Source organism: Cupriavidus sp. H18C2 (assembly GCF_049393795.1).
In the GTDB taxonomy this organism is placed as follows: domain Bacteria; phylum Pseudomonadota; class Gammaproteobacteria; order Burkholderiales; family Burkholderiaceae; genus Cupriavidus; species Cupriavidus pauculus_C.
Window position 1 is genome coordinate 184,601 of sequence record NZ_CP186012.1, and the last position, 13,467, is coordinate 198,067.

15 protein-coding genes are annotated in these 13,467 nt (G+C 58.3%); 10 read left to right on the forward strand and 5 right to left on the reverse strand.

Annotated features, from left to right (window positions below):
* The first annotated feature begins 200 nt into the window (after positions 1–200).
* Entirely contained in the window at positions 201–464 is a 264-nt protein-coding gene (locus EPAKOI_RS26180; protein WP_423194599.1) for a type II toxin-antitoxin system Phd/YefM family antitoxin, read from the forward strand.
* Positions 461–730, forward strand: a complete 270-nt coding sequence (locus tag EPAKOI_RS26185; RefSeq protein WP_423194600.1) for a Txe/YoeB family addiction module toxin — start codon at positions 461–463, stop codon at positions 728–730. Before EPAKOI_RS26180 ends, EPAKOI_RS26185 begins: the two co-directional genes overlap by 4 nt.
* Before the next feature lie 771 nt (positions 731–1,501).
* Here EPAKOI_RS26185 and EPAKOI_RS26190 read toward each other — a convergent pair.
* Positions 1,502–1,795: an H-NS histone family protein gene (locus tag EPAKOI_RS26190; RefSeq protein ID WP_423194601.1), complete on the reverse strand. Its 294-nt coding sequence runs from the start codon at positions 1,793–1,795 to the stop codon at positions 1,502–1,504.
* Positions 1,796–2,024: 229 nt separating this feature from the next.
* Between EPAKOI_RS26190 and EPAKOI_RS26195 the strand changes: the two genes are divergently transcribed.
* The 3 genes from EPAKOI_RS26195 (at position 2,025) to EPAKOI_RS26205 (ending at position 4,918) form a co-directional block, all read left to right on the forward strand.
* A complete protein-coding gene (locus EPAKOI_RS26195) occupies positions 2,025–3,698 on the forward strand; it encodes a phage integrase family protein (protein ID WP_423194602.1) in 1,674 nt (557 codons plus the stop codon).
* Between the two features lie 286 nt (positions 3,699–3,984).
* On the forward strand, positions 3,985–4,446 hold the full coding sequence (locus EPAKOI_RS26200; RefSeq protein WP_423194603.1) for an SOS response-associated peptidase family protein: 462 nt from the start codon (positions 3,985–3,987) through the stop codon (positions 4,444–4,446).
* Positions 4,447–4,450: 4 nt separating this feature from the next.
* Entirely contained in the window at positions 4,451–4,918 is a 468-nt protein-coding gene (locus EPAKOI_RS26205) for a hypothetical protein (RefSeq protein ID WP_423194604.1), read from the forward strand.
* Between the two features lie 183 nt (positions 4,919–5,101).
* Here the strand turns inward: EPAKOI_RS26205 and EPAKOI_RS26210 are convergent, their stop codons facing one another.
* The gene (locus EPAKOI_RS26210) at positions 5,102–5,497 is read right to left on the reverse strand and encodes a hypothetical protein (RefSeq protein ID WP_423194605.1); all 396 of its coding nucleotides are present in this window, start codon (positions 5,495–5,497) and stop codon (positions 5,102–5,104) included.
* Positions 5,498–5,748: 251 nt separating this feature from the next.
* Between EPAKOI_RS26210 and EPAKOI_RS26215 the strand changes: the two genes are divergently transcribed.
* The 5 genes from EPAKOI_RS26215 to EPAKOI_RS26235 all read left to right on the forward strand — a co-directional run bounded on the left by EPAKOI_RS26215 (position 5,749) and on the right by EPAKOI_RS26235 (position 8,443).
* Positions 5,749–6,054 carry an H-NS family nucleoid-associated regulatory protein gene (locus EPAKOI_RS26215; protein ID WP_423194606.1) on the forward strand — a complete coding sequence of 102 codons (306 nt, stop codon included), beginning with the start codon at positions 5,749–5,751 and terminating at the stop codon, positions 6,052–6,054.
* Between the two features lie 85 nt (positions 6,055–6,139).
* A complete protein-coding gene (locus EPAKOI_RS26220; protein WP_423194607.1) occupies positions 6,140–6,451 on the forward strand; it encodes a DUF1294 domain-containing protein in 312 nt (103 codons plus the stop codon).
* A gap of 269 nt (positions 6,452–6,720) precedes the next feature.
* Positions 6,721–6,978, forward strand: coding sequence for a hypothetical protein (locus EPAKOI_RS26225; RefSeq protein ID WP_423194608.1), 258 nt, complete (start codon positions 6,721–6,723; stop codon positions 6,976–6,978).
* 27 nt (positions 6,979–7,005) lie between these two features.
* Positions 7,006–7,836 carry a hypothetical protein gene (locus EPAKOI_RS26230; protein ID WP_423194609.1) on the forward strand — a complete coding sequence of 277 codons (831 nt, stop codon included), beginning with the start codon at positions 7,006–7,008 and terminating at the stop codon, positions 7,834–7,836.
* A gap of 40 nt (positions 7,837–7,876) precedes the next feature.
* Entirely contained in the window at positions 7,877–8,443 is a 567-nt protein-coding gene (locus EPAKOI_RS26235) for a hypothetical protein (protein WP_423194610.1), read from the forward strand.
* Positions 8,444–9,096: 653 nt separating this feature from the next.
* Here the strand turns inward: EPAKOI_RS26235 and EPAKOI_RS26240 are convergent.
* The 3 genes from EPAKOI_RS26240 to EPAKOI_RS26250 all read right to left on the reverse strand — a co-directional run bounded on the left by EPAKOI_RS26240 (position 9,097) and on the right by EPAKOI_RS26250 (position 13,403).
* Positions 9,097–11,634 (reverse strand): hypothetical protein, encoded by a 2,538-nt coding sequence (locus EPAKOI_RS26240; RefSeq protein WP_423194611.1) that lies wholly within the window; start codon positions 11,632–11,634, stop codon positions 9,097–9,099.
* Between the two features lie 187 nt (positions 11,635–11,821).
* Positions 11,822–12,739 carry a hypothetical protein gene (locus tag EPAKOI_RS26245; protein ID WP_423194612.1) on the reverse strand — a complete coding sequence of 306 codons (918 nt, stop codon included), beginning with the start codon at positions 12,737–12,739 and terminating at the stop codon, positions 11,822–11,824.
* A 295-nt stretch (positions 12,740–13,034) separates the two neighbouring features.
* A complete protein-coding gene (locus EPAKOI_RS26250; RefSeq protein ID WP_423194613.1) occupies positions 13,035–13,403 on the reverse strand; it encodes a hypothetical protein in 369 nt (122 codons plus the stop codon).
* Positions 13,404–13,467 lie beyond the last annotated feature (64 nt).

A 13,467-nucleotide genomic window follows, 5' to 3' on the forward strand; every position in this document is an offset into this window, starting at 1 on the left:
GCGGTGCGTTACGGGGCACGCTCCACCAGCTTGCCATGGGCCGGGGCCGGGATATCTACCCCGGAATCCCCGTCGGCTCCGTGGCTCACCGCCTCCGTTCTGCTGGCATCAGCGCCGTCGAAACGGGCGAGGTTTCACAAGACATCTGGCACCTTTCTGCTATACTTGGCCAAGTAATTGGACAACTCCAGCGGATAACCATGCGTACAGTTCACTACTCCGATGCCCGCAACAACCTGAAGGCGGTCATCGACCAAGCCATTGCTGATCACGACGGTGTGTTGATCACCCGCCGCGACGCGCCCAACGCTGTCATCATGTCGCAGGAACAATACGATGGCTGGATGGAAACCATGCACCTGCTAAGTAGCCCGGCCAACGCGAAGCATCTAATGGAGTCCATAGAGCAGTTGCGTCGGGGTGAAGCGGTCGAGCGGCAGCTGATCGATCCGGGCAAGGCATGACACGGAGCGTACTGTTTACGGCGAATGCCTGGGAAACGTACCTCTACTGGCAGAACCAAGATAGAAAGACCCTCAGGCGCATCAACATTCTCATTCAGGACGCGCAGCGCGATCCTTTTGAAGGGATCGGCAAGCCCGAAGGATTGAAGGGTAACCTTTCGGGCTTCTGGTCTAGGCGCATCGACGATGTCAATCGGCTCGTTTATGTAGCCGATGACGAAGTGCTCCGCATAGTCAGTTGCCGATTCCACTACGGCGATAAGTAAGCCCCGGTCCATTCCGCAAAAATCCAACGAGCTGGATTCGTTCGCTCAAAATTGTTCCATCGCGTCGCACGCATCGGGCGAAGCCGCCGCCCACGCCTGCTCGGTAGCAGGTACATATACGGGTCCTCGCATTTTGTATGCGCATAAGAATCCGACTCCGGCACGCCTCAGGAATCGGATCGGGCGTCTGTTGTTGGCGTGACATCGCATGCGCGATGCGTGCTTTTCACACATGACGCGCAAACGGGAAACCGGCGGCTCGTGAGCCGCCGGTTTCTTCTTGCACCCTTCGTCTACGGTGAGAGGGGCTGCGACGGAGGGCCGGAGCAACTGTCGGTTAGACCAGGGCGCCGTCGGTGTAGACGTCGACTTGGCGGCCGCCCTCGTAGAACGAGTTACGCGGGCGGTTCACGTTGCCGGCCACGGGCCGGCCGCCAGGCGACCGGCACGCACAGCCTACTGAGCAATCTAACTTTCTGCAGTTGGTGTGTACTCGGTCAACAACACGGTCTTCGACGTTTTTGTGGCAGACTGATCGGTTACCTGTTCCTGAGACCGCGCTGCGAACCGGCGCAGCTGCTGCTCGGCATCGTGCTTGGGCCCATGATGGAGGAGAATTTCCGATGGAGGATCTCTCTCTGGATACGTAATACTGAGGCGCGAATCTCGGGCATCGGGACGCTCTCAGAGACCGGATTCGTGCGCATTACAGTCGTTGAACGGAGGGAACTCGACGGTCCGCAACGGGTCGGGAACGTCCTTCGGACCTAGTTATCCCTCTCGCTCTACGCGGAAATGCTCGATCGACTGTCCTGCGTTGACGGCGCGTTGCAGCCATTCCGGCAGCGCGCCAACGCCATCCCAGGCGTGGCCACTGGCGTCCCGGAATCTGATGACGCCCGAGGCAGAGTCTCCGGCCACGCCAGGTGGCGCGAAGCAGCCTGCCGTCAGCAGGTGCTCGTAGGTCAGCCCGAGGCGGGCCATCTGGGACTTGATCCACAAGACGGCGTCAGCGCGCTCGCGCAAGGTTTGGGCTACGGAGATTTCAGGATAAGCGGTTGGCATGGAGGGTGAAGAAAGCCGGCGGGAGACTTTCCCGGCCACGGCCCAAGGTTCGTGGAAAGCGCGAGAGTCCGATAGCAACTGATTCTAGCCCATGCCCACTGCCCTGCTCGATTGCCCGCATCGCGCAGCCGCGGGGAAGTGTGCATCGGCACGATCCGGAATGTACGTACAGAGATAAGAGTTATTATCTCGGTACCGCTATCTTGGTACGTAACTCGCTTCGCACAAAATGCCCCGACGCCTCACTGTTCCCGATGGCCTGCCCGACCCCGCCGCCCTTGCCGCGCTGCGCGCCTGGTACGAGGGCGCTTCCTCGCGTGAGGCGGCAGACCGCTACCTACGTGATCGAATTGCCGATGGCCAATCGGCTAGAGGCATCCTTGGCGCGATCCGGCGCCAGCTCGTTCAGTATGCCCGGCAGCGCCAGCGCCACGATCTGGCGGACATCTTCGTGTGCTCCACAACCGAGCGCGTGGGTTACGCCCGGGCCGCCGCGGCAGCCATCGAGCAACTGCGTGTGACCGCAGCGCCTTCGCCGCAGATCAGCGATGCTGTGGCACAGTGGCTGCCAGCGCGCGCGGTACGCGCCCTGCAGGCCGCTGGAATCACCAACCTGGCCGACCTTACCGTTCGTATCCTCCGCCGGCGACAGTGGTGGACCGCCGTCCCGGGCCTCGGACCCGCCAGCGCCCGCCAGATCGAGGCATTCTTTGCCGCACACCCGGCGCTTACCGAGCGCGCCCGCGCCTTGATCGTTGCCGATCGAAAGCCCATCGTGACGCCGTGGGAACACCTGCGGCTGCCCCATGAGGTTGACGGCTCCGCCGGCGCCTTCCGCGCTCCGCTGTCGACCTGCATCCTGGGCGTGGACAATGATTACGAGGCCATCCAGGCTTGGCTGGCGCTCCACGAATCCTCGGCCACCCAGCGCGCCTACCGCAAGGAAGCCGAACGGCTGATCCTGTGGGCCATCGTCGCGCGAGGGAAGGCCCTTTCATCCTTGACGACCAAGGACGCGACCGACTATCGGGCATTTCTACGCAGGCCCACGCCGCGCGAACGCTGGGTCGGACCACCACGGCCACGCACGTCGCCGGACTGGCGCCCGTTTGTCGATAACCTCTCGGCGCGCTCAGTCGCCCATGCGCTGGCCGTCCTCAGCGCGCTGTTCCGCTGGCTGGTGGAACAGCGCTATGTGCTTGCCAACCCCTTTGCGGGTATCAAGGTGCGCGGCAGCCAGCGTGCCATGGCCGTGGAAACTACCCACGCCTTCACCGAAGGAGAATGGCTGCTGGTGCGCACCATCGCCAACGGTCTCGAGTGGTCGTACGGCTGGCAAGCCGCGGCCGCACAGCGGCTTCGTTTTCTGCTGGATTTCGGATACGCGACGGGACTGCGGATCAGCGAATTGGCCAATGCCGCGTTGCGTCACCTCGACGTCGACGCCGCGGGCGATCACTGGCTGCACCTGGTCGGCAAAGGGGGCAAGCCCGCTCGGGTCACATTGGCGCCCTTGGCGCGCGCAGCGCTGGAACGCTACATGCTGGAGCGCGGGCTCCCGGTCAGCCGTGCTCGCTGGAACCCCGTTATGCCCTTAATCGGTAGCCTGGATGGTAGCGAAACCGGCATCACGCCCCTGCGCCTGTGGGAAGTCATGCGCCGATTTTTCAGGCTCGCGGCGGACATCATCGAAGGCGATCATCCAGCGTTGGCAGAGAAGCTCCGACGGGCGACACCACACTGGATGCGGCACACCCACGCGACCCACGCGCTGGCAAAGGGCGTCGAACTGAGCGCTGTGCGCGACAACCTGCGCCACGCCTCAATTTCAACCACGTCCATCTACTTGCATACCGATGACGTCAAGCGGACGCGGCAGTTCGGTCAGGCATTCGCTGCCTGAATCGCTTTTTCAAGAGGGTGCCGTGAGTACGAAATGCAAGGAGATGGCAGCGCTGGCCGTCTGACCGCGCGTCTTGGCGCCCGGCAGGCGCTACTGACGGAGTAGCTCACGCAAAGCGCCGTCGTCGGCCCGACAGCCTGAAATGCGCCAGATTTTGCACCGGAAGGAGTGCAACCGAGAAAATTGCGACCGCACAACGCATTGATATATAAGAAGAATTCAGACCAAACCGCCAGATTTTGCACGGAAAGTACGATAACCCCCCAAGGGAAAGATCGCGCCCGGCGTGCGCTACTACCCGACGGCCAACGCTCGTTCCGAGACCATCGGAAAGCTCAGCTCGTTTGCAAAGCACTGGAAGGCTGGCCAGCTATGCCTGATACCTGCGCGGGCGTTCTGCGAACCCAACTGGGAGACGGGCAAAGCCGTGCGGTGGAAGATCGGCCTGCCTGCAGACGAACCGTTTGCGATTGCTGGCTTGTGGCGTCCATGGCCCGATGGCGCCATTTCCTTCACGATGCCGACGCTCAATGCGGAAGCGCATCCTCTCCTACGCAGATTTCACAAACCGGGCGACGAAAAACGCGGCGTGGTGGTACTTCCCCGCAACGAATGGGACGATTGGCTCGCATGCCGCGATCCCGAGCTGGCGCGCACCTTCCTCAGGCTCTACCCTGCCGAATCCATGGTTGCAGAGGCGGCACCGGTGCCCCCGCACAAGGCCCAGCAGGCCATTGAAACACCCTGAATCGATGCGTTTCTTCGAACTTCAAACTCCGCGGCATCTACTCGACAAGCTCGGTCGGGAGTATGACCGCCTTTCGGCGTCGGCAAACGTTGACAACATCTTCAACTTCTACGTGACCGCGTACCACATTAAAGACTACTTGATTGAGTCGGGCGCCATGCAGAAGAAAGACGCTGAGGATCTGTTCAGCGACAAGGACCCAGAACTTTGGTTTTGTCGCGATCTGGCAAACATGGCAAAGCACCTGAGCCTGAAGGGTACTGCCCGCAACCCGCGGGACGAGCAGACAGTCCCTATGGCTCGCATCGTCGCCGGCGGCCTCAACGAATCTGCAATGAATGAAGTGCCGTTCAATGGCGGATTGCAGTGGATGCTGCGCTACCCGGATGGGAGATCCGCCAACGTCGTAGATCACGCATACAACGTGGTCAAACGCCTGGTGGACGAGTTCGCAGCTCGAGGCATTGCGTAGCTTCTCAGGGACCAGGCGGTCCCCGCGTTGGCGTTGGCCTTGGCGCCGGGTCTTCCGGTTCAGTATTCAATGCATCCATCGACAGTTGCAACTCTCGGCAGGCCATTCGAAGAAACACTTCAGACGGCAACGGCACGATTGAGCCGTTGGCTACCGCGCAATAGACCATGCCGCCACCACCGCTTACTGCTTCGTCGCGCCTCCTTGCCGCTGCAAGATGCAGCATGTAGTCCGCCATAACGTTGGGGCTGGCACCTTCCAGCGGAAGCACGCCCTTGCGAAGCACCTGGCATACCCCTCCTCAATCACACAGTCCACGGCAACCTTCATCGCAGCCCTACGCGCGACACCCGTCACATCACCGTCAATGATTGACTCTTCCCTGCGGCGGCTCATGTCATAGGCCGCAATTGTGTTCTCGTTCTCACGCTCAAACGTAATCTGTCCCACTGCGAGCATGAGGAAGAAATCGTTCTCGTTCGTCAGCGGCTCGAATGATGCAGCATTCGAAGGCATACTGCCGTCGTAGTCCGTCAGGGTATAAATTGCCGCTCGAAGGTTCATCTCTTTATCTGTCATAGCTATCCTCACGGGGCCGGCAATTCCGGCTTATCGACAATGGCATATAACGGCTGGTGTCAAGGCTTGCTTTAGCCAGCGCGCCACCGGCGATGCCAGTGGCATACTTCTAAGAATCTCAAAGCCGAATCCGTACGAGTGGCGGGTTCTCTCCGTGTGCTACGACAATCCTGGGCAGCAAACTGCATCAACGCACAGAAGGCCGCAGTCACCGCCCAACTATCCGATAAGCCGCCACGATTCTAATGACGATGACCGCATACAAAACCCTGCTCAAACAACGCGACGCACTGGATGTGCAGATCGAAGCAGCACGAGCGCAAGAAGTCGGGGCCGCGATCGCACATATCCGTTCCTTGATGGAACAGTATGAATTGACGCAAGATGACATCGTTGTAAAGCCACGCGGACGGAAGCCGGGCAAGAAGGCGGCTTCTGACAAGCACGAATTGCCGCCGCTCTACCGTGATCCAAAGTCAGGGAAGACCTGCTCCGGTCGCGGGCGGGCGCCGGCATGGCTTGGGAAGAATCGCGAACGACTCCGCATCGCGGATTGAATTACCGTTCGATGATCACTACCCCTCGCAACCCCTTCAGCCCTGCGGTCTTTTCTCAATCTGGACACGAATTTTTTTCATCATCATGAACGTCGCAGCATTCGTCATGTTTGCCATCGATATGAGGCGGGCTCGTGACGGCCAGTGGCGCATACAGGAGTCACACCTGCACTGCGTGACACTGGCCGGCGGCTTTGCCGGCGCGCAGTTGGCGAGAAGCATGTTTCGGCATAAAACTCAGAAGATATCGTTTCATATGGTTTTCTGGCTCTCGGCCTTCGTCTGGGCGGTAATCGGTGGGACGGCTTACGCCGACCTCGAGATGAGCCGCAATCGCAATGACATTAAGAAGACCGCAGTCGCGTGCCCTGCGTCTCAGCTTTCCAGGAGCGCTTGACTAACGGTCATGAAGTTTGTCGACATTGCGCGGCCGTCCGCGCTGCGGTAAGACAGAAGGCGCTCAGCGCAGCAGACTTCGAAGCGACTTTCCCACTAGCTTAACGCCGTCTTCTCAAACATCATCCGAATGGATTTTTAATATTTATTTTTGCGAAAAATTAACATGAAAAAAATGTTAAATAAACTATTTAATGCTCATTATGTTGCGTCTCGCCTAGAATTATCTTAAAGTAGGCATGTCATCTTCACAAATGAGGTCTTCCTGACATGAGCTTTAAAGTAGTCTTCCCGCTCGCAGTAGCGCTTGCTATGGGTGTAATCGCGTGGCATAACCTGGCGTCTGCTCACACGCAGGATTGGTACGCCGACAACATCGAAGTGGCTAAAGCAAAGGAGGCTGAGTGTCGGCGTCGACTGAAGGCCGACGAGAAACTTACCAAGGATGAGCTTGCCGAATGCCAGCGAGCCAGCGGCGCAGTGTTGCGCCAAGGGAAAGTCGTCAAAAGTCAACCGCGCACGTGGTAATCCGTAACCCACCTGAAGTTTGGAACGATGGACCTGCATTCAATCTTTCTGTTCGACGACGGCGCGAAGAAATTCAAGCCCCGCCCTCAGGTGGACGCGAACCTCCAAGGAATGTCCTGGAAACTCATAAGAGTTTCGAAACCTGACCGAGAAGCCACTGGCGGTCCGTCTCAAGGATCCTCAAGAAAGGAGGCGGAGATACTCGCTATTGGCATACGAGAGGTTCCGACTCTGCGCGGGTTGGCAAGACTAGAGATCGTCGTGCAGACATTGCGTGGTGAGAAGCTTTGCGAAATGTCGGCGCATGATGACGGCGCCCGCGGTATCAAGATGACGAATGGATACCTTGTTATCGATGAGCCTGCGTTGCGCGGATGGCGAATCGCCTCGTACTGCTTCAACCATATTGTCGCATGGGCGAAGCGGCACTTCAGCGACCGAGATATGGTGCCCATTGAGCTCGAACCTGGGGATGCAGTTGGCCTCAACACGCTTAGACGCAACAAGTTCTATGAGCAGTTTGGAATTCACTTCGTCTACGCAGAGAAAGACGGGGTGGCAGATGCGATCGGCGAATCCGTGCCCATGAAGATTGGTGAACTCATCGAACGAACACCCGACCGCTTTCCCAACATCGAGGAACTGGATGTTCGAGACACCATTGCCTTCGCTACCCTGCTCTTTCCGCAGGCTCAGCGACGAGTGCTGGAGCTTCGCAAGTGTGTGTCCGATGCTGTCAAGCAAACCACCCCGAGCCGCCGTTTCATTGCGCTTTTCCGATACGTAAATTGGCTGAATTGCCTTCTTGCGTGCTGGGTGGGCGCTATGATCATGTCCGCCGTGAACCGATTGGGATAACCCGCTCACACTTCAAGCGTACACGCCGACGGGGAGGAGCATGATGGACACATCAAAGCCTAGAAGATTCCGCACCGACGAGAGCCTGCTCGCCGAAACACGCAGCCGGGAAATGGTGAAGCCCTTTCTCGAACCAAGAGGATTCACGGCCGTCAACGACGATAGAAGATCGATGGGCGAGGCCGAGTCTCAAACAGTCAGCGCGACCAGCCCAGATGGTTCGCGCATTTCTGCCCGTGTCCGCCTATGCTGGCGATACCGGCCAGGTAAGCCTGAGACGATTTCCGCAGCGCAGTTGCGAGCGCGGACCATAGATGGTGACTGGGAGCTAACGCTTAGCGAGATTCGCGACAGAGCTGTTGCGTCGGGCGTGACCCACTTCCTTCTTCTTCAACCTCGCGGTACCGACGTCGAGCTTGCCGTCCTCCTGCCCGTTGCTGAGGTGCCTTGCATATGGGACGCGCAGTTCCGAGCGAGCGACGCCCTCATTACGGCTGGGAAGCTGGGCCGCATTCGGAAGAACCACGCCAAGAACGGTGGAAGCCCAACGTTGTACTTGAGGGACTCAAGGACACCCGACGCTCACACGGTCCCCGACATACTCTGATCATGGCCAGGCGTCGTCGACCTGTGCTCCATGCCGGTGCTCCCTGGCGAGCCGAAAACCGGTCCCATAGACGATACTTGGGACGACCTTCAGGCGCCACCGCCAGCCTCGGTCGGCAGCGATAGTCCGGAAAAAGGAGAGGGACAACGCTCGTTCGTAAAGCGCGATGACCGGGTTCGTCGATGGGTACTGGAGCGGTCAGAGGGCGTTTGCGAATATCCGCCGTGTACCATACGCGCGCCCTTCCCCAATTTCTTGGACGTGCATCACATCGTGGGCGCAGAAACTAGCGACCGAGTTTGGAACTGCGTCGCAATCTGCCCCAACTGTCATAGATCAGCGCACTACTCGCCCGACAGGATCGCTATTAACGAAGCGCTGCTGCGTATCGCCTCCCAATCAGCCGAAAGTAAGACAAAGTAGGAGCGGAGGAAATACCCGCTGAGCTGCGTCTTGGCTCCAGCCGTGAAGACCGTATTAGATCTGTCACCGTTGCGACAGTAAAAGTCGCATCGCAACGGTGTTAAGCCGCATCAGCTAACGGCAGGGATACGTTCTACGTCCGTGGTCAACAACAAGACCAGACTGGGCATCTGCCGGGCTTACGGCTTCAGAATTTTCCTGAGCTTAGTTCGGAAAAAGTCCGTCGCAGACTACTGATCGTCCTCGAAAGACAGATACGGTTCGTCCTCAACACTGTACTGCTCAGGGGTTAGCATACGGAATTCAATTTCGTGCTCGGCCAAGCGCTTCTGCACTGCGACGGCATCTATGGTCCTTGCGGGTCCTGCCTCCATCACCGCGAGCAGCGCAATATCTGGTCTAAGGCGAATGGAGAGCTCCACAAACTGTTCGACGTCGCTCTGACGCAAACTGGTCCAAGACGACTTCGCTTCGCAAAGTATGGCGCGCCCATCCAGCGAAATGAGCAAGTCGGCTTCCGCGTCGGCGGTTTTCCCCTGCCCTGAGAATCCGAACCAGGTGGGTTCGACGAAGATGAACGATTGCCTGGCTTGCCGTCGCAAAGCAGACAGCACCCAGATGAGCGAAAGAACACTATGATCCCGCAGGCTTTCGATTAGAAACTCGCTCGGACGGAAAAGCCATTCGACATTGACTGGCGCCCTCGTGGCGTGCTTACACACTTCGCACGTCAGCTCAGAGGAAAGCGCACCGAAATCTAGCCAATTCTTATGATGACAATGCCGACATGTCCAGCGATGTCCTTGATACATCACCTGGCGATGTCGAAGTTCCGTCAAGCAGGTGTCGAGCGATTCTTCCTCAAGTCGATCCCAATCGACGTCGGAGTCTGCATGACTGGATGAATGCTTGGTCCAGTATTCCTTTCGGTACGCCTTCCAATCCTCCCTCAAGTCATCGTACCTGATGAACTCCATGGGTCGTTTAACGGCACGCGCCGCCTTCACAATTAGCTCGGCCAGCGCCTCCCTATCAGCTTCATCTTTCAGGTCAAATGCTGGGCTCTGCTTTGCACGCTTCTGAAGCGTATTTATCGTTGGCCGCAGCTGCTCAACCGGCAAATTCGGAGTGCCGCCAAGTTTAGCAAAATGCTTGCGCAGGAACGGGTGCAAAAAGAACTGCGTGGCCCTCTGGAGGCTGCCTGCCATCCCAAGAACGCCGGCAAGATATCGCGCCTCGTTTGACGGATCTGTCCAGCTGACCTTGTTCGCGGGGTAGACACGTTCGTGCTGGCCATCGGCCTCTGCCCATGCTCCGTCCGCCGCTAGTGCGTACCGCATGGCCTCGGCAGCTGGCGGCACGCGCAAAGCATCAATCGGATTGTTTGAGTCGACAGACACGGACAATCTACCATCGCGGCTCGTTCGGATTGAGGGCGGCGCGCCATAGTTGGGCCTCCCCGTTCGGGAGACTTGAAAGGCCCTCGCCATCCGCCAACGACGAGGAAGCATCCACAAGTTTGCCGCACCGAAAGGTCCGGGTCCATCGCACTCCAGAGCGAAGTCGTTGTACCAGCACCCCGTCGTAAAAGACTGGCGGATGGGCGCGTCGGAGACATGATCGGGGGCCACCAAGGGTGGATGTGCCACTGGCGGCGTCCACGTGAACTCCGACCAGTCTGGCCGCGGAGAAATATCGCCATCGAGCCGGCTGTACTGCCGAGCGGTTCGCAGCACGTCAAGCGGTGGAACGACTGCGTCATTCGCAAGGGCGGCTTCAGTCGTCACCGCGCCCCACACCTTGACTGAAGAGAGCAGTTCCTGCGCTTCCCGCAATTGCTCCGCGTTAAGCGAAGCTGAACGAATGGCGATCTTGGTCTGCCCTCCTGTCCCCGACGTCACGTGATTTCGCTGCCGAAGCGTCGTTCCCAGGGCTTCTAGGAATACCTGGTCCTTTATCTGCTCTATTCCGACCCGCAAACAGCATAGATCGACATCAAGCCACGCAGGGATGAACAGGCGAGCATTCCAAAACAGGAGCCTGTCGGCGAATGTGTCGCCCACAACTAGATTGAAGGACTCACTCCAGAAGCCGTGCCGAATAGTGAGTTTCGACGCGAACAGCGCTGACAGAATCGAAAGGCTTGTCGCCCCGCCTTTTGCAAATTCTTCGAGAGCAGCTAGTTCTGTCGGCACCGTATCGAGATCACTCGGGACAGACCTGCGGTCGGATTGAAAGTGCGGCGACACCACAGTAAGAAGCTGTCCAGCTGCCGTGGCGTCCCGCGGGTACATGCTGGTGCCGTAACTGTAGTGATAGGTACCAAAGTTGTCCGTCAGAAATCGCGACGGGGTTTCCCCATGCCAGCTATCCATGACCCGGATACTGCCGCTATTGCCAAGCCGGCCTCTATGACGAGCGAGCTTGAAGATGGTCGACATGGACGATAAGGCGGACTGTTCATAGCTAGGCTTAAAGCCAAAGACGTCTAGCCTGGGCTCGTTGCCCATTTTGTGGAACTTGTACTGCGATGGCGCGAGCCTTTCATGGACGGCTAGGATGTCGGCTCGGCTGAGCGACACGTATGAGTAGACGATATCGGGATCAAATGCCTCAAGCCATGGCCAGTAAGATTCGGCGATCCGTTCATCGACGCAGGGCACTACCAAACTGAAGCGACCGCCCCAACGACTGTAGCAATCGGCAAAGATGCCATCCAGCACGAGATGAGCATGCTCAACGTCCTCCACCAGGAAGGCGACCCTCATTGGTCGCGCCTTTGCCCAACCCTTTAGCGTCCCAGAAGTTGCCATTGCTTATCGCTCATTGATTTCCATTTGCCTCTACCGTAGAGCGGTCGATGCCGTTCGCCCCTGGCCAACCTATTCCCCCGCTAGTGAAAGCGAGCTGCAATGCCCTGCCCGCTCTCGACCGGCGCCTGAAGCTCTGTAGCTCTTACTCGGCTTCAAGTATCGAGGGCGATGTGATCGCCGCACGCAGGACAAATGCGGCCAGATCGCGTGCACTTGCCGGGTCAAGCCGTGCGCCGCCTCCCTTGTGGGAAAGCTCCGACCGCGTGTCGTACAACGCACCGGCTAGTTTTATCTTCACCGTGGCGTCTGGCGCTGTTAGTCCCGCCTGATCGGCCGCACGGCTGACAAGCGCCTTGAGTGCAGCCTTGTGGGACACACGCCTCAGGTTCCCCAGCGCGCCTACAATACCAGGGTCATCTAAGACATGTGCTTCCTGAATTTTCGCGTCAATCCAATGCACGATCGCTTCCGCGCGCTTCGCCTGTGTCGACAGCGAATCGAGTATCGTCATGTATGTCAAGAACTTCGTGCGAGGCAATTTCTCGTAACTAGCCGTCGCCCAGAGCTCCAATGCAGCCAACATTCGATCATCGGTAACCGGCGGACACTCATTCATAGAAGCGAGCAGCGCTGCGGTGTAGCTCGTGGAGCCATATCCCTCTATCCACATTGGCTGAGGCTTGCGATCCGCCAACCCCAAGCAAATCTCCCGGCCGACATAGAGCGCGCCGCCACTAGCCGACGTCGACGCTTTCTGAATGTCCGATGTCGGAAGTGAGAGCACCACATTGCCCGCCGCAACCAACACCGAGAACGCTGGGATTCGGGCGCGCAGTGACGTCACTAGAGCCTGCGCTTCCGCCTCCGTCATCGGGTCAAACATGAGCCAATGGAGCCACGCCCTCGCGTTCTCTGGTTTTTCACCGAGGGCAGGCATCACATGAAGCTTCGCACTGTGGCCGAGCAGCGCGAGCGACGCGCCATTTGAGCCGGACAAGTTGCCGCCGTACATCTCAAACGGGACATGCAGCCAGAATTTCTCTTGTTCAATGATCGTCATTGGATATCAATCAACAAACGTCGGCCGGTCGGATAGACGTACTTCATCGCTGCCATACGGCAATCCCGCCGCCGCTTCTCGGCTCTACGAGTAAGTTATTTCCACCCACATACGCAGGTATATCCCTCTGCCTTATGAGTGGATTCGGCGGCAACTCGGTCCGGGTCATATGGAAGGCGCTCGGCGTGAAGCCGCAATGGATCCGGCTTGCTTCGTTGTTCGTAATGCTCTTGGCTTGAGAATTCGAGCGTTTCGCGATGACCGCAGCTGGTGCAGCGAATGTGGAGGTATTTCTTCATTGATCCGCCCGTTCATCAAAAGCAGCTCCGTCCATACGGCTAATTCTGCCTTCCAGTTCTGCCAGAGCAGTCTGTACTCGCTCGAAGATGTTGGGGTCGTGCTTGGAGCCCATATTCTTGGTGAAGTGCTTGGCGGTGGCAAACGCTTCCTTGCGCTTAAGAGTGAGCATCACCAGTGCCCTCTGCCCTCTACGCTCAAAGCTCAACTCGACGTTAAAGGTCTCGTCGTCCGACTCTGTTATGAGAATCTGTGGAAATCCCGGAAACGTGAAATTATTGACTGTCAGGTCGTGAATTGCGGCGGCGGCAACTGCGCCTGCTATGTCGCAGGTGGATACATTGGCCGTGGTGTAGTACGTGGACATCTCTGTTTTCCTCCTTCTCTCGGGTCGATGCCGAAAAGCTACCTGCATTGCAGCTTGGGCGGCG